Origin of the sequence: Pseudoalteromonas sp. APC 3358, assembly GCF_030408075.1 — a bacterium.
In the GTDB taxonomy this organism is placed as follows: Bacteria; Pseudomonadota; Gammaproteobacteria; order Enterobacterales; family Alteromonadaceae; genus Pseudoalteromonas; species Pseudoalteromonas arctica.
The window spans coordinates 189,595-207,553 of the sequence record NZ_JASDCE010000002.1 but is presented as its reverse complement, the minus strand read 5'-3'; the positions used below and the strand labels follow the sequence as shown (position 1 = coordinate 207,553).

The window sequence follows — 17,959 nt, the reverse complement described above, 5'->3', positions numbered from 1 at the left end:
CACACAAAAAAAGAGCACTTTAAAAGTGCCCTTAGGTTTAAATCGTTTTAAATTTAGTTAATCTTTGCTTTCGTTAACTAAAATAACTTTACGATGTGGGAAAGGTATTTCGATGTTGTTTTCATCCAGTGCTTTTTTAATTAACTCTGGCACAGTGTAAAGAATATCGAAGTAATGCTCGCCCTTACAAAAAGGTCTTACTAAAAAGTCTACTGAGCTGTTGTTAAGAGTTTCTACTTCAACAAAAGGAGCTGGATCTTTTAGTATGTGTGGGTGCGCTGCAAGTACGCCATCTATAACTCTACGTACAGCCGTTGTATCTTCACCGTAAGCAACACCAAAATGCATATCCACACCACGAATTGGATGATGTGAATGGTTTATAATTTGCGCGCCCCAAATTTGACTATTTGGAATAATAACCTGTTGGTTATCGAACGTTTGTAAAATAGTAGTAAACATATCTACTTCTGTTACTTTACCAAAACGCCCTGCAGCCTCAATAAAGTCATTCACTTTATAAGGTCTGAAAACTAGTAGCATAACGCCTGCTGCAAGGTTCGACATTGCACCTTGTAACGCCAAGCCTATAGCAAGTCCCGCAGCACCTAGCAAAGCAATAATAGAGGCTGTTTGTACACCAAAGCGATTTAATACAGCAATAATAACGAACGCTAATATGATGTAGCGAGCCATGCTGCCTAAAAAGCGAAAAAGCGTGTCATCAAGATGAGTGTATTTATGGCATAAGCCAATAATTAAATTGCGTACTTTGCCTGCCAACCATAAGCCCGCAAGTAAAATTGCAATCGCCAGTAATATGTTGGTTGCCCACGTAATTGCAGCGGGTAAATATTGATTAATATCAATGTTGTTTATTATGTCTTCCATTGTTTTTCCTGTTTTAAAAACTTTTAACTAGTTTTAGCCATACCAAGCGCAACAGTTTAACAAAAAATTAACTAAAGTACGAATATAGGTTCAGTTTTACATGTATAAGCGCTTTGAAGGAGGGATTTTTTAACTACTGCTTTTAAAATTATGGATTGATAAAATATAATTTTAAGCCCTATTTAGCGCCAATATTTAATTAAAAATTAAACCCAGTTATATCTTGCTATAACGCAGTTTCGCTCATATAGTCAGCAAATTATCACACCTTTATTTTGAACATCTTTGTTTATGAAATCTTCTGCTCCTGCTAGTGATTTTGGTACCTTATTAGGTTATGCACCTGGTAATGTTGCTGTGTATTCATCTGATTATGATACGGCTGACGAAAGCATTTATCCTAATCGTAGCGCCTATCGTAGTTACCTTGATGGCATTTACATGGGCTATAAATGGCAATGCGTTGAATTTGCACGTCGATGGATGTATCTCAACCATAGCTATATTTTTGATGATATTGCTATGGCTTACGATATTTTTGAGCTGCGTTCGGTGCGCGATGTAAATAGCCAAAACAGATTGCCACTAAACGCGTTTAAAAATGGTGCAAAACATCATCCTCAAGTAGGTAGCTTACTTATATGGGAAGAAGGCGGCGAGTTTGAAGAAACAGGCCATGTTGCTGTCGTTGTTGAAGTGCATAAAGATAAAATACGTCTAGCTGAGCAAAATGTAGGGCATCAAATATGGCCAAAAGATCAAAGCTGGTGTCGTGAGCTAAAAGCAAAAGTAACTAAAGATGGCGACTATTGGATTGAGTGCTCTTACAGCGACGCCACTATTTTAGGCTGGATGACACAAACTGATGAAACAGAATATGCTGAGCCAACGTCTGAGCTAAACACTGATTTATTTATTATAGAAGCCCATAAAGCAGTAGATACAGGCCAAGCAAACAAGTCATGGTTAAATATTGCGAATGACGATGAAGCTGCCTACGTAGAAATGATGCAAGGCCATAAACTTACATCAGTAGCTGCGGATCAACATAATTACTTTGCGATATCTCAAACGGCGCAGCAAAGCATTGAGCATGCAACAAATGAGCTGCATGGCTTATTTATGCATGCAACCGACTATGTACTGCAGCACCCTGAGTTATTAAAAAAGTTTAATTTACCCGATGTTGTGCTTAATAAAATTCGCCAATCGTGGGATAACCGCTTAAACCAATTAATTACCAGTCGGTTTGACTTTGCTTTAACAGCGGCAGGTTTAAAAGTTTACGAATACAATTGCGATTCGGCATCGTGTTACATGGAAAGCGGCAAAGTTCAGGGTAAATGGGCAAAACACTTTGGTGTTAAAACAGGTGTAGATGCAGGCCAAAATTTATTTAAAGATCTCGTAAAAGCATGGCGTAAAAGTGAAGTAAAAGGTCTTGTTCATATTCTGCAAGATGATGAACCAGAAGAGCATTACCACGCATTATTTATGAAAGAAGCCATTGAAGCCGCTGGCTTTGAGTGTAAGTTAGTAATTGGCTTAAGCACACTTCGCTGGAATGAATCAGGCAACATAGTAGATGAAGACGGCTCACAACTGAGTTTCGTGTGGAAAACCTGGTCGTGGGAAACCGCACTTGATCAAATTCGTGAAGAATGTGAAGCCGACCAATCATTAGGTGATAACTTTGAACCACAATTCAAAATTGGTGAAACGCCACGCTTAGTCGATGTATTACTGCGTAAAAATGTGATGGTGTTTGAACCGCTGTGGACATTAATTCCTAGTAACAAAGCTATTTTGCCAATACTGTGGAGCTTATTCCCTAATCATAAATATTTACTTAATACCGCGTTTGAGCTTAACGACGAGTTATTACAAACCGGTTATGTAGTTAAACCAATAGTAGGGCGCTGTGGCGCTAATATTCAACTTGTTGATGAACAGCAGCAAGTTATAGAAAAAACAATGGGGCACTTTGCCGAGCAAGACCAAATATACCAACAACTATTTGCACTGCCTAAAGTAGATGACTACTTTGTACAAATATGTAGTTTTACAGCCGCCGGAAAATACTCTGGTGGTGGCGTACGTGTTGATAAAAGCATGATCATAAACGGCCATAGCGATTGTATGGCACTGCGTATTAAATAAATAATACTAAGCCCGCAATTTTGCTGCGGGCTTAAGTTTGTGTAGACCCCCTTCCCTCTTTTAAGTTTTATAGCTATCTCAAGCGAGTTACTCCTGATAGAGTAAATTTATTAAACACCACAAACTAAGGTATTTCATGGCGAATCAATTTAATGTACTTGGCACACGTTTAAAACTATGTTGCGGTAATGGTGGCTACACACGTGAAGGATTTTGTTATGTACCAGAATCAGATCTTGGCAATCACAGTGTGTGTGCAATTATGACTGACGAGTTTTTACAATTTTCAAAATCACAAGGTAACGACTTAATAAGCCCAAACCCTCTTTACGATTTTGAAGGTTTAAAAGCCGGTGATAAATGGTGCTTGTGTGCGCTAAGATGGCTTCATGCTATTTCAGCAAACGTTGCGCCACCAGTGGTACTTGAAGCTACAAATAAAAAATCATTAGAAATAGTGCCGCTCGATGTTTTAAAAGCGCACGAATATATAGCCAAAGTTTAAACACACTTAAGCGTTATTAAATTAAAGTCTGCAGATTTTACAAATGTATGCAGGCTTTTCAAAAATTCAATCACCCCTCCAGCCTCTAAAATCTTAAATAATAACATAACCACATGTTTTTAAATCACTTTTAAAAACAATCAACTTACGGCATAACAGTTGCTTCATTAAGTTTAAGTCATGCTCATAACGCAACATATTATATGAGCAACACATTACTTAATGTAGGAGAAATTATGAGTAACAATAACGAATCAAACAAAACAACTAAATTTACCGCGCCAGGTATGAGTGACGAATCAGCTCAAAAAACAATAGCTACGCTAGATAACCGCATGGTTGCATTAATAGATTTACAGCTTACTTTAAAGCATATTCACTGGAACGTAGTGGGACCTAACTTTATTGGCGTACACGAAATGATAGACCCACAAGTAGACATTGTGCGCGAAATGACAGATACAATTGCAGAACGAATTGCGACTCTTGGTGGAGTGCCCGTTGGTACGCCTAAATCAATCGTAGATCGTCGTACATGGAACGAATACTCAGTAGGTAAAGGGTTAGTAACCGAGCATTTAGCCGCACTTGATAAAGTATACAACGGCGTTAATGGCGATCACCGCAAAGCAATTGAGACTCTTTCTGAATTAGATCCGGTGTCTGAAGATATGATCACCAGCCAACTAGCTGATCTAGAGCAATTTCAGTGGTTTATTAGAGCCCATTTAGAATCATCTACAGGCGAGTTAAAAAGCTAATACATTTAATCTAAGAAAGCCCAGCATTAATATGCTGGGCTTTTTTTTGCGCAAAAATCACTCTATTTATAATCATATATAGATATGTATCAGTAAGCTCTAATACAAAAATCATATAAAAACAATAGAAAATTGGTATTACCAAAACAAATAACCAAAATAAAATTGAATGATTTTATACTCCTTACTATTTCACAAATTTATAAGCCATACCCAACCTTTAATGAACATCTCATTATTTTAACATCACTTAAAAAACAAACTAAATACGTATAAAAGTACGACATAAAATTTAAAAACAGTACTAAAAAATGTATTTAATAGTACAAATAATATAAAAAAACGCCTTTGGTAAACATACTTCAATAAAATTCACTCAAAATATAAAAAATAAAAATACACCATAAGCCATTAAATTTATTAAATATAAGCAAAATAAAAGAACACTTTGTAATACACCTTGTGAATTTTTGGTAAACAAAGGTTGTAATAAAAGCTGAATTGGACTAATTTCAACCATACCACCTGTATGACACACCACAGGGAAACAGCAGTTAAATTGGTTAACCAAACCAAGTAACAACACACACAATGACGTAAGTCGTACCCAAACGGGAGAGATACATGAAACTCAATCAAATTACTTCAACATTAATTAATAAACATAAAAGAAGTAGCTCTACAACAATCAGTGCAGCAGCTCTTTTACTAATGGCTTCTTCAAATATTGCAGCGCAAGAGGCTCCGGCAGCTTCAGAAACGGCAGCTGCAGATATTGAAGTTATTGAAGTAAAAGGCATGCTAGGTAGTATGAAAGCCGCCGCTATGCTTAAGCGTACTGACGGACGTATTGTAGATGCGATTGTTGCTGAAGACATTGGTAAGTTACCTGATAATAATATTGCAGAAGCACTGCAACGTATTACTGGTGTATCTATTAATACCGATTTTGGTGTGGGTGACAGTGTTTCGATTCGTGGCTTACCTCAAAACCGTGTTGAATTAAACGGTCGCTCTACTATTGGCGACTCTCGTGACGGTATTAGCTTACAAGATTACCCATCAAGCTTCTTAAAAACAGTAGAAGTCGTTAAGTCTCCTACTGCCGATATGATTGAAGGTGCATTAGGCGGAACAGTTAGCTTAAAAACAGTTCGCCCATTAGAGTTAGATAAACTAACTGGTGCAGTTTCATTAGATGGTGAATATGCAGATAAAACAGAAAAAGTAGCACCTATTTTTAGTGGTTCACTTGGTAACAACTGGGACTTTGACGAAATGGGTACCTTTGGTGCCATTGCTATGTTTTCGTATCAAGATCGTGAAATTCGTCAAGATGAAACGTCTAGCCGTGTTAAACCTCAAGACATTGATATTAATGGCCAAGAAGGTAATACACCAAGTGGCAACGCTATCGTACGAGACGAGCACAGTGTTGAACAATATGTAGAACAACGTAAACGTACTGCTGTAAATTTATCACTTCAGTGGGCACCGCAATCTGGTAATGGCATGGTGTATCTTGATTTAAGTGGCACTAAACGCTCTGGTGAGCAAAGTGGTAACTCTATATTAGGTGTTGCGGGTTCACTATCAACAGATGCAAATACAACTCAAGATGCTAACGGCGTAAATAATTACACGCTAACAAACGAATTTGGTATCCCTAAAACATACAGTGACTTTCGTGAAACTGACTCGTTTTCAAATGCACTTGGTGCAGAGTGGAACCTTACTGACAGTATAAAAATCTCTGGTGAAATTGCAGTAGCATCATCAGAAAGCGTAAGACCTGATTCTGAATTTACACTTCGCCCAATCGAAAAATCAACATTTGAAGCAAGTGGCGGAACTCAGCTAACAAATCATTTATATGATGGTGCATTTTCTCAAGACGGTAATAAATTACCAAGCATCATTCATTCAGATCCAAATGCATTTACTGACCCACAAAACTTAGCACTACGTACGTTCAAAAGTGAAGATAGAAGAACAGACAATGACGAAACAGCTATTCGTTTTGATGTTGAAATGTTTGAACCTCTCAGCAGCTTAAGCTGGGTGTCTAAAGTAAAAGCAGGTGTACGTGTTACTAACCGCGATTACGAATATGAGCAATACAAAGTAGAAATTAAAGACATTTACAAAAATGCATTTAACGACTCAGATGGTTCATTGGCTACTTTATGGGTTGATGACTACAACGCTGCTTTTTCAAATAGCTTCACAACAGTTAGCCACGACAACTCTTTTGACCAATTAGGTCATTCGGGACAAAATGACCTACTAACGTTTTTAAGCTACAACGGTTTATCTAACCCTGCAAATACTTACGCTCAACTTCAGCAGTTACTTGCAGGTACTAACCTAGCGTCAACAGGGAGTCTTTCAGATAACCAAGAGTTCCAAGAAAGCGCATACCGTAACGTAGTTGAAGATACAGCTGCTGTGTACATATCAGCGTACTTAGACTTTGATAACATCACTGCGATTGTGGGTGGTCGTTATGTGACTACAGATTTAGAATCAAGCGTATTTCTTAATGGCGAAAAAGTAACTGGCGACAATGACTACAGCGACTTTTTACCAAGCTTAAACGTTACGTATAACTACTCAGACGAAACATTATTCCGCTTTGCTGCTGCAAAAGTTATGCGCCGCGCTGACTTTAGTGAGCTAAGCCCTGCATTTGACGTTAATAATGACATTACAGGTGCAACGCAAGGCTCTATTGATTTAGAACCATACCGTGCAACGCAATACGACTTATCTGTAGAGCATTACTTTGATGAAGGTAACGTACTATCTTTCGCAGTATTTTATAAAGATGTTGAGTCTTTCTTAAGTAACGAAAGTAGCTGTGTAGCTGCATCAAGCACTTCAACAGGTCAAAACGTAACTCAGTGGAACCAAGTATGTCAGCTTGACGTTGCAGGTGTATCTCAAGACAACCTAGTTTACTCAGATGCGACTGACTACCCTGTAGATATAGATGGCTTTAACCATGTTGCAGGCTTGCGTGACGCAGGACTAACGGGTATTGATACAGTTAAAAATGTAAACGGTGAAAACGGCTCAGTACAAGGTTTTGAAGTTGGTTACCAACAGTTCTTCACAAGCTTACCTGGTGCATTTTCTGGCTTAGGTGTTAATGCAAACTACACGTATGCAGACAGCGAACAACCAAACGGCAACCCATTATTAGATATTTCTAAAAATACGTACAACTTACAAGTATTTTGGGAATACGAAGGGTTCTCTACTCGTATCGCTTATAACTACCGTGACAGTTTCTTAGATACTGAAAACGAGAAACGCGTAGAAAATATTAACTCAGACGGCAGCATTTCAGCAGAAGGCACTGTTTACGGTAATAACTACCGTGACGACAGAGGCCAGTTAGATTTCTCTGCAAGCTGGGATATTAACGAAAACGTGACCTTAGTAGGTAATGCGACCAACTTAACGGGTGAGCCTTCAATCTACCTATCTGAACTAGGTGGTGCTTGGAAGTACACTGAAGCGGATCGCCGTTACAGCTTTGGTATTCGCGCTAAATTTTAATTTTCCCTAGGGCGTGTTGTTCTTTGGTGGTTGAATTTGCAGCGGTATGTTTGTTTTTCAGGCAAGACAGAGCCTATGTAGTGTGGTTATTCCCCATAAATAGGCGATAACGCAGCATAAAGACCAAACATGCGCTGCCCTTTGGGTTCTTTCTAGGGACGATTAACTCTTTGTTGATCGGTTTTTACTTAGCCCACTAGGTTACAAACCTCGCGCCGCGATTTAATCGCCCCTAGATTGAACAAATTTCAATCCACAAAGGTCAACACGCCCAAGACACTAAAGCCTGCTTTTATGCAGGCTTTTTTACGTCTATAAAAAAGTGGCTTTATATTACGTAAAAAACACTCCCTCCTAGCTATACTTATTTGAATATTAAATTTACTATCAAAACGTTGTAACTATTAGCAAGGATACTGAAGTGCTGTCGCGTTTATATAATTTTATGCCGGGTTTAGATACATTGCTGCACTACGAGCGACAATGGTTTGCTGATGATGTAAGAGCGGCGCTATCGGTAGCTGCCGTAGCTTTACCTGTTGCCATTGCTTACGCACAACTAACCGGTGTTAACGCCGCCGTAGGGTTATATTCTTGCATACTGCCAATGATGCTATATGCGCTTTTTGGCACTTCTAAACAATTAATAGTCGGCCCTGATGCCGCCACCTGCGCCGTTATTGCAGCAGTAGTAACACCTCTTGCTGCAGGTGACAGCTTTAAGCATTGGCAACTTGTTGTCACCATGACCGCTATGACCGGCTTTTGGTGTTTTATAGCCAGTAAATTTAAGTTAGGTGTATTAGCCGACTTTTTATCTAAACCTATTTTAATGGGCTTACTAAACGGCGTAGCTATCACTATTATTGTTGGTCAATTTTCTAAAGTATTCGGTTTTACCTTTGATGAGCGCTACTTACTTGAACGCCTAGGTGGTGTACCCACATATCTAGCGCAAACACATGTTCCCACCTTACTAATGGCTTTGTTTACACTGGCGGTTTACTTTGCCATGAAGCGCATAAGACCCACGTGGCCTGCATCTATGTTTGCCATTGCTTTTGGTGCGCTTTTGGTATGGATTTTTGAATTAAAACAACTTGATATAAAAACTATTGGCACCGTAACTGGCGGGCTTCCCGTTTTTAATACCCCTGTTTTTGATTTAGGGATTATTCGTGAGCTAGTGGTACCCGCACTTAACTTAGCCATCGTGAGCTTTGTTAGTATGATGCTAACTGCCCGCAGCTTTGCAGCTAAAAATGGCTATGACATAGACGCCGATAAAGAATTTAGAGCGTTAGGTATTGCCAATATTGCGTCGGCTCTTTCGCAAGGGTTTGCAGTCAGTGGCGCCGACTCACGCACCGCTGTTAACGATGCAACAGGTGGTAAAACGCAGTTAGTATCAATAATAGCAGCGGCCATTATTGCGCTCATAGCCGTGTTTTTAACAGCCCCACTTGAATTTATTCCAAGCGCAGCGCTAGGTGTTGTACTCATTATTGCCTCTGTTCATTTACTCGATTTAAAAGCTGTTTGGCAATTAAAACGAAAAGATAAACAGGCATTTTATCTCGCCTCAGCCACCTTACTTGCGGTGTTATTTATTGGCGTTATACCAGGGATCACACTTGCTGTATTACTGGGGTTATTTCAATTTATTCGCACTGTAATGCGCCCAACCGACAATATACTCGGCGTAGATGTTAACGGTGTAGTAAGAAGTTTAGACGCCACAGATAAAGCAAAATCGGTGCAAGGCGTGTTTATCTATCGTTTTAATTCACCTTTAACTTACTTTAATGCCAGCTACTTTAAACGCAGATTACTTGAGCAATACGCAAGACAAAAAGACGACACTCAATGTGTAATAATTGACGCTGTACCCTGCTTTACTCACTTAGATTTAAGTGTAATGGCCATGCTTGCCGATCTAGATGTTATATTTAAAAAGCGCGATATAAGGCTTGAACTTGCAGGTAGAAAACGCCAACTACTTTCGTGGTTTGAAATTGCAGGAATGAAGTCAGGAAAAGAAGGTATATATATTCACTCAGACCTATACATCGCCCTAAAAAGAAATAGCGTAAGCCAGCATACACAAGAAGTTAGCTTGTTTGAGTCAGACGAAAATAAAGAAGCGCTCACACAGCCATAAAATACTAAACAGCAGATCAGCTAACTGATCTGCTGTTTAGTATTAAGTACTTTTTATACTTTAGGGTAATTTGAAGGGAAAAACGCTTTTTTAGCGTCTTCATCAAACTCTTTTTTAAATGCTACATCAGTACCAATTACGCGTGCACGTGCAACCGCTGGGCGGCTATCAATGCTTTCAAACCAACGCTTAAGATTTGGGTACGGCGCTAAGCCCTCTTCACCTAGTACAACCGGTGCTTTATCAATCCAACCCCATGCAGATACATCAGCAATGGTATACGTATCACCCACAATAAAGTCGCGGCCCTCAAGGTGCGTATCAAGCACTTCGTAATGGCGCTGCGCTTCACGTAAATAACGATTAGCCGCGTAATCAAGCCCTTCTGGCGCCATGTGTCTAAAGTGTACACTTTGCCCTGAATACGGACCTAAACCAGATGCGATAAACATTAACCACGACAGCATTTCAGCGCGGTCATCGCTCTTGCCTTCTAGCTTTCCATATTTTTCAGAAAGGTACATTAAAATAGCGTTCGAATCGAATACACGAGTTTCACCATCAACAATTGCTGGCGCTTTAGCGTTTGGATTAATTGCTTTAAATTCAGGCGTATGTTGCTCACCTTTTAAAGTATCAAGAGGAACAAGTTCAAACGGTAAGCCTGTTTCTTCTAAAAAGAGTGCAACCTTCATTGGGTTAGGAGTATGGTGAAAATAAAATTTAATCATGTAAAGTTCCTCAATAATGGAGCAACGATTAAAGCACAACTTGAGCGGGTGTTCAAATTAAGTTTTAACTAAGCAAAATATACAGTTAAAACGTGATTTAATTATGAGTATTGCGTGATACTTCAATCTTAAAAATCACTTATGCTAAAGAAAAAATAAACTTTTGTAAGAAGTAATACACTTAAAAATCAATTATATAAACAAAAAAATAAAAGCATGGCAAGTATTAGCACTACTCATATTTGGCCCATTAAATAAAAAGCCGATATTGAGCAACGCTCAATATCGGCTTTATTAATCATTTAATTTTGTCTAAATTAATCGGCTAAAGTTGGAACTGTAATAGGAATTACAACCCTTCTTACAACTGCGCTACCATCACCTCTTATCCAAAGTATCACTTCGTAATTTAATTCCTCAAGAGAGGCATTTTTAATCCCTTTCAAATTAATTTCAAAGGTCACTTCTTCATTTGGTTTAACGTTCTCAATTAAGACTGGTGTAATGGTTTCAACCCACTGTTCCCCTGAAATCACTTCAATTGAGAGATCGATTTCTTTTAAAGCCTCATCAAGAGCTGAAGAAATAGTCGCTGCAATTTCGTTACTATCATACGACAATAAAAATGTTTGTCCCTTAGTAGCTAACACAATTGAATCTAAATCATCTGTAGCTAGGCCAATAGAGCCGCTTTGCAATCCAAATACAGTCACACCTTTTTCTTGTAATATATTGATGACCTCAGTTTTGCCCGCACCTGGGTAATTATCATCTATATCTGAATCATGAAATGGCGCGTCTGTCGCTAATAAAATAACTTTTAAAGCACCTTCACGCCAACCAATATTCATAGGTTCAATATCACCCAAACTAGTATAATTTCCATCGTTGTCTATATCTCTACCAGCCCCAGTTACAGCTTGGTACAAACCTTCTAACTGTGACTCTTGATAATCATTACCTGAATAAATAGTTAAATTGTTAATACCTATTTTTGCGGCATCTATATCCGTTGTCATCGACTGTAATAAATAGAACGCTTCATCACCATCGTATTCACTGCCATATCCATCAATAGGGAAATCTGAAAAAGCAGAAACTCCAAAAGCAACATTAATTCCACGGCCAGATAAGTTTTCTAATATTTTGTCAGCTTGCTCTTTTAAACTGGCTATATCATCAGCATAACTACCGCTAACATCAATTAAAAACATAACATCAATTGCTGTCACAGTAGTTGCAGGTAAGGTAAAACTTAATTGCGAAGTAGTTTTATCCCCTTTAGATAAAGCAATTGGAGCCTTAACTTCTAAAACAGAATCAACAGTTAAATCGGCTGTTTGTATTGCAGAATGAATATTTAGTAACTGCGTAGGACCGGTTGTGCCTAGCGCTTTTGACTCTTCAGAAAGCGTTAAATTAGAAGATGTAGCAACTAAAATATCTTTAATCTCCGCTGCTTTTAATGAACTATTAATTCCTTTCACAATCCCTGCAGAGCCTGTTACTAAAGCAGCTGAAAATGATGTACCTACGCCTAAGCTACCATCAGTATTCCCCCACCCCATTTGATCACCAGGAGCTGCAATATTTACGACGTTACCCATACGTGTAAAATCAGTTTCTTTATCATCTGCATCTGTTGCCGCTACAATCAATGTATTTGTTTGCCAAGCATCTTGGGCAATATCATTGATATCAACTAAAAGTTGATCATCATTTTTTTCACAGTTATTACCAGCCGAATAAACGAGTAATACATCTTTTTCTTTTGCGTATTCCACTAAGTTAGTTTGTTGTAGACGCCAATTTCTATTACTTTTTAATCTAACTTGTGAGTCGTCAGCACAAGTGCTTGTATCACCCCAAGATATATTTACAATGCTCGCACCGTTATCTATAGTCGCCTTAGTTCCTGCTATTAAATCTGTTATATAAGTTTTAATAGGAGATTCAGATGAACACTCTTCAGTAGTTGATCCATCCTTGCAACGCTTAACATAAATATCGGTATGTATTAAGTTGGCACTGTGATCAACACCATACACTGCACTGCCTTCGCTCGTGTTATGTCCTGCAATAAAGCTAGATACCCACAACCCATGAGAACTATCAGTTTCTGTATCATCACCTTCAACAACACCAAATTGGCCATTCTCTTGTGCGCGTAGACGAGTTAAGCGAGAGCTTTCAATGCTATTTTGTCCTGCACCTATACCGGTATCAACAACACCTAATGTCACTGGCGCTAAAGTACGTTCTTGTAATGCATCCCATGCTTTATCTGCGGCTACAGCTTTAACCCAATAATCTCCAGAAAAAAGAGGCTCATCAGTGCTTTCCTCTGCAATATATTGTATTACAGTGTTTTTATTTTTGATTACATGATTGTAATTACTAATCAGACTTAAGTTTTTTGACTCGATAACAGTATTTAAACCTGCATGCCTAACGCCGCCCATTTCACCAATCTTTGTTATCAAGCTATTTTCAGAAGCGCCTTCTCTAACTCTTATCTGTAATACTTTTAATGCATCATCAAAACTTGCGATTCCAGCATCATTATTACTAATCTCATCAAAAACAGCTTCTAATTCAGCTTCTGTAACATCATCGTTTAAATGTACTAATACTTCATTCAGCGCTGCTTCAACGGTTTGCCCATCTATAACAATATTTTCACTACCACCAGGTATAGACATAACACTTGCGGCAACATTAGTCACATCAACAAAAACACTATTTGTAGCTGTTTGACCATCATTATCAGTCACTGTTAAGTCAAAAGTTAACGTTGTATCAAAATCAACTTCTGGAGCAATAAATTTTAAAGAATCATTAGTTAAGTTATCAATTTCAATGATAATGCCGTCAGTTTGTTGCCAAGCATACGAAACTATTGAGCCATTAGAATCTTCTGCTATGCTTGTAATTTCTACTTCTGTATTTTCTTCAACAGTGACTCTTTCGTTTAAGCTCAATGTTGGTTCTACTAGTACATTTTTAATAGTAATTGAAATAGAGTCAGATGCAGTTAAACCACCATCATCAGTAGCGACTAATTCAAATACAACAACTTGCTCTTCATCTACTTCTGGCGCTGTAAAAGAAAGGGTGCTTGTATCTAAGCCGCTAAGCTCTAAATTAATCCCTGAGGTTTGCTGCCATGCATAACTTGCTATTGTACCGGTTGAGTCTTCAGCAGTTCCTGTAAATGAAATAGATTGATTTTCATCTACGATAAGGTCAACTCCTGCATTTACTGAAGGTGCTGTATTGGCTACTACTTTAGGTGTTTCACTAGTACTAGATGGGTCTTTATCACTGCCACACGCAGTTAAAATAGAGGTTGCGATTAAACACAATGCAAAGCACTTTGTCTTTTTCATTTAATAAATCCTTTTGAAATTTACTGATTTTTAGTAAATCAAACATCCGTTTAAAACTAAAATCGGGTGTTTTGACCCAATAAAAAGTTATATTGAAACCTTATTTTAACTAAATGACACTTAAAGGCAACAATTAAAAGTCAAATAAAACAACAGGATAGCAACTTAGGCAACATAAAACCGTACCACTTATCAGAACAATAAAAAACTAAAACACAAATAATTAACTTAATTAAAATAATAAAACGAAGCGATACTTCCTAAAACAACTCACTATCCCCTTATTTCTAGATAAAAAAGGCTAAAAAACTAATTAGCATAATATTTATTAGGTAAATATAACTCTGATAAATATCGCAACCTTTATTGCTAATAACCAAATAAAAACTCAAAATTTGATAACCTCTATATAAAAAACACTTACACACTAAAGGTTGACGCTTTTAACTAACAAACCATCAGATTAAGTATAATATTTCCTAAAAATAAAATTTAGTCATGTAAAGTATTTCAATAATTGAGCAGCTAAATAAAATACACAGTTAAAACGTGATTTAATTGTGAGTATTGCGTGATACTTCAATCTTAAAAATCACTTATGCTAAGGTGAATATTAGCCTTTATGAGCCACACCATGCTTTCTAAAACATTATATCGTCCATTCCTTATCGCATTTTTTGGGTTAATAATTTTTTGCTTTCAAAGCCAAGCTGCTGAGCAAGTAACTATTACCAGTACAGCTAATCCGACTACCTTTTTAGAGCTTTACACATCGCAAGGCTGCAGTAGTTGCCCACCAGCAGAGCACTGGATTTCAACGTTTACAGATGATGAAAAACTATGGACTGATTTAATCCCTATTAATTTTCATGTTACTTATTGGGATTATTTAGGATGGAAAGACCCGTTTGCCTCTGCTGTTTTTAGTAAAAGACAACGTACTTATAAGGCACTCGGTAAAAGTAGGATTGTAGCAACCCCAGGATTTATGGTTAACGGCAGCGGGTGGCAAGGTTGGTTTTATAAGCAAGCTATTCCTATAGCTAAAGCCCCTTATTTAGGTAATTTAAAAGCGACTATAAACAACAGTAAAATTAATCTCGAATACGATACTGTTAATACCAAAGATGATACTAACCAAAACTTAATAGCCCATGTAGCTCTGTTAGGCTTTGGCATAGAAACACAAATACACAGCGGCGAAAACGCAGGCCATAAGTTAAAACACGACTTTGTTGTTATTGGCTACGAGCAAAGTGACATGCAGACCAGGCAGCAATTATCATTAACTGACTTACCCCTGCCTCGCGCTAATAATGTATCGCCAACTAAGCAAGCCTTAGTATTTTGGGTATCTGAAAAAAGCGACCCTACCCCACTACAAGTTGCAGCAGATTGGTTTTAATATGGATAAAATAAACAGCTGAAGTTTAAAAATAGGCCACCATTACACCTTTAACTATACAGCTTGTTAGTAGTCCACTCATACCCATATACGTAAACATAAAGCGTTGTTCAGAATCTGTTTTAAACACGAAAGCGACTAAATAAAGAGAAGCAATAATAGCTACGCTTAGCATAAGCCCATAAATAAATGAGCCGCAATAGTGTGGTAATACAGCTAAAGCGAGTGCGGTTAAATTAGTGCCAAAGAATGCTACGGGCTTTTTAATACCGCGTAAAATGGCAAATAGCGGTATAACAAAAGTAAGACAATACAACCAAATAATATGAGTAGACCATCCGTAACTTAAGGGAGCTTTAACTTCAAAAGTAGAAAGCTTAAAATTACTCGAAAAGGTCAATCCTGTATTAATAATTATACTTACAATAAAAGCCCCAATAAATAGAGCGACTAACACCGCAATTGCACCGCCTGCGGTAGCCCCTGCTTTCTCTTTTTCTATAATTAAAATAATGACACTTAACAGCCCACTTAATTGTAACCACTGCCAATAATCGCTCGTAAATAGCGGAATAGCAGCTAAAACGATCGTAGTTATAATTAACTTACTTCCATCATTTGAGCGCAATAAATAAAAGGCCATTATGGCAATATAAAATAGAGCCGTTACATCAGGCATATCAACAACTTCCTTGTAAAAATATAATAAAAACCAATAAACGCACCGATTATACCTATTACTGAGCCCCTATAAAATCCGATAATTGTGTTTACTTTTTAGCTGTGCAATATTAACTCACTATAAAACACAAGGATCGCTAAGCCTATCTAGAGGTTTGGTATAAAAACTAAAAAGGATGAATATGATTAAGCCATTTTACGTTAGCTGTTTGTTAGCCCTCTCGCTATTAACACCCTGCCTTGTAAAAGCAAACCCGACAGCCTCGCAATATCAGGAAATTCTTAACGAGAACCTTGCTGAAAACGAGCCTGGGGTATCGGTAATTATAAGCAAAAATGGCAAAGTCCTTTTTAAAGGAGCGCGCGGGCTTGCCAACCTTGAACATAACATTGCACTTAATGAGCAAAGCGTTTTACGTTTAGGTTCTATTTCAAAACAATTTACTGCAGCTGCAATTATGATGTTGCAAGAGCAAGGTAAGCTAGCGGTTACCGATGATATTCATAAGTATGTTGCAAGCTTTCCAACAGAGGGCAACCTCGTCACAATCGAAAACTTATTAACCCACACCTCAGGCATCGCCAACTACACAGATGACGACGATCTCTTTGATAAAGAAATACAAGTCCCCACCAGCGTTGACCATGCACTAGCGCGATTTGCCAAACACCCAATGGTGTTTAAACCCGGCGAAGCGATGGCTTATTCAAATACCGGTTATTCACTGCTTGGGAAAATAATTGAAGTAGCAAGTGGCCAGTCTTACAAAGACTTTATTGAACAACACATATTTAAAAAGCTAGAAATGAACCAGAGTAGTTATGAAGGGCAAGAAATTGTTGCCCATCGCGCAGCAGGATATGAACAAACAGAGCAAGGATTTATCAACACCAGCTACATTAATATGGATTGGCCATATGCCGCAGGTGCGCTTATATCTACTCCAGCTGACTTAAATATTTGGTTTAATGCGTTATCGTCTGGCAAGCTTATTAGTAAAGCAAGTTATGAGAAGATGGTCAGCCCTTTTAAACTAAATGACGGCAGCTTTTCATCCTATGGTTACGGATTAATTATTAAGCCTTTGAATGAATACACCGTAATTAAACACACTGGCGGAATAAATGGCTTTTTAGCACATGCACGCTATATTCCAGAGCAAAAGCTATATGTTGCAGTACTGGCTAATTCAAACCACATAAACCCTATTTTTATCAACGAAAAATTCACAGCCAGAGCACTAGGTATTGCACTGCCCGAGTTTAAAAAAGCAGATGTAACAGAGCAGCAATTAGCGCCCGTATTGGGTGATTACCGTATTGATGAAAATACCTTACGCAGCCTATTTTTTGAAAATGACATTTTGTATTCAAAGCGCACTGGTGGCGATAAAACAAAACTTATTACGATGTCTAAAAATAGCTTTTACTACCCTAATTCAAACAATTACTTAGTAATAGAAAAAAACAGCCAAGGCCAATTGGTAATGAAGTATTTTAGTGGATTATCAACAACGCCTACTGAAGCGACTAAGATTTAGTTTTATAACCCTCCCAAAAACAATGCCCGCAGCTTTCTCTACTTATAAGCTCGGGTATTTTTATTTTGAATCCTCGTTAACGCAACAATAAATTATAAAATTAGTATGTGATGTGTAAAAGGTAATAAATATGTTACTTTTTATATGCTAATTTTATACTTAACCTCTTT

At 37.8% G+C, this 17,959-nt stretch carries 11 protein-coding genes; 7 read left to right on the top strand and 4 right to left on the bottom strand.

Annotated features, from left to right (window positions below; translation table 11 throughout):
* Window positions 1-57: 57 nt before the first annotated feature.
* On the bottom strand, window positions 58-891 hold the full coding sequence (locus tag QL995_RS03610) for a mechanosensitive ion channel domain-containing protein (RefSeq protein WP_290292862.1): 834 nt from the start codon (window positions 889-891) through the stop codon (window positions 58-60).
* 291 nt (window positions 892-1,182) lie between these two features.
* Between QL995_RS03610 and gss the strand changes: the two genes are divergently transcribed.
* The 5 genes from gss (at window position 1,183) to QL995_RS03585 (ending at window position 10,042) form a co-directional block, all read left to right on the top strand.
* Window positions 1,183-3,051 (top strand): bifunctional glutathionylspermidine amidase/synthase, encoded by a 1,869-nt coding sequence (gene gss / locus QL995_RS03605; RefSeq protein WP_290292859.1) that lies wholly within the window; start codon window positions 1,183-1,185, stop codon window positions 3,049-3,051.
* Between the two features lie 136 nt (window positions 3,052-3,187).
* Window positions 3,188-3,556, top strand: coding sequence for a DUF2237 domain-containing protein (locus tag QL995_RS03600; RefSeq protein ID WP_121953954.1), 369 nt, complete (start codon window positions 3,188-3,190; stop codon window positions 3,554-3,556).
* A 236-nt stretch (window positions 3,557-3,792) separates the two neighbouring features.
* Window positions 3,793-4,317: a DNA starvation/stationary phase protection protein Dps gene (gene dps, locus QL995_RS03595; RefSeq protein ID WP_010553097.1), complete on the top strand. Its 525-nt coding sequence runs from the start codon at window positions 3,793-3,795 to the stop codon at window positions 4,315-4,317.
* Between the two features lie 624 nt (window positions 4,318-4,941).
* Window positions 4,942-7,881 (top strand): TonB-dependent receptor, encoded by a 2,940-nt coding sequence (locus QL995_RS03590; RefSeq protein WP_007581455.1) that lies wholly within the window; start codon window positions 4,942-4,944, stop codon window positions 7,879-7,881.
* A gap of 421 nt (window positions 7,882-8,302) precedes the next feature.
* Window positions 8,303-10,042 carry a SulP family inorganic anion transporter gene (locus QL995_RS03585; protein ID WP_290292855.1) on the top strand — a complete coding sequence of 580 codons (1,740 nt, stop codon included), beginning with the start codon at window positions 8,303-8,305 and terminating at the stop codon, window positions 10,040-10,042.
* A gap of 53 nt (window positions 10,043-10,095) precedes the next feature.
* Here QL995_RS03585 and QL995_RS03580 read toward each other — a convergent pair whose 3' ends face one another.
* Window positions 10,096-10,773, bottom strand: coding sequence for a glutathione S-transferase family protein (locus QL995_RS03580; protein ID WP_290292853.1), 678 nt, complete (start codon window positions 10,771-10,773; stop codon window positions 10,096-10,098).
* A gap of 317 nt (window positions 10,774-11,090) precedes the next feature.
* Window positions 11,091-14,162 carry a S8 family serine peptidase gene (locus QL995_RS03575; RefSeq protein ID WP_290292849.1) on the bottom strand — a complete coding sequence of 1,024 codons (3,072 nt, stop codon included), beginning with the start codon at window positions 14,160-14,162 and terminating at the stop codon, window positions 11,091-11,093.
* A 622-nt stretch (window positions 14,163-14,784) separates the two neighbouring features.
* Here QL995_RS03575 and QL995_RS03570 point away from each other — a divergent pair.
* Window positions 14,785-15,567, top strand: coding sequence for a DUF1223 domain-containing protein (locus tag QL995_RS03570; protein ID WP_290292847.1), 783 nt, complete (start codon window positions 14,785-14,787; stop codon window positions 15,565-15,567).
* Window positions 15,568-15,592: 25 nt separating this feature from the next.
* On the opposite strand, the gene QL995_RS03565 is transcribed toward QL995_RS03570, so the two are convergent.
* Window positions 15,593-16,246: a hypothetical protein gene (locus tag QL995_RS03565; RefSeq protein ID WP_290292844.1), complete on the bottom strand. Its 654-nt coding sequence runs from the start codon at window positions 16,244-16,246 to the stop codon at window positions 15,593-15,595.
* 184 nt (window positions 16,247-16,430) lie between these two features.
* Between QL995_RS03565 and QL995_RS03560 the strand changes: the two genes are divergently transcribed.
* Window positions 16,431-17,789, top strand: a complete 1,359-nt coding sequence (locus tag QL995_RS03560) for a serine hydrolase domain-containing protein (RefSeq protein ID WP_290292842.1) — start codon at window positions 16,431-16,433, stop codon at window positions 17,787-17,789.
* Window positions 17,790-17,959: the final 170 nt, after the last annotated feature.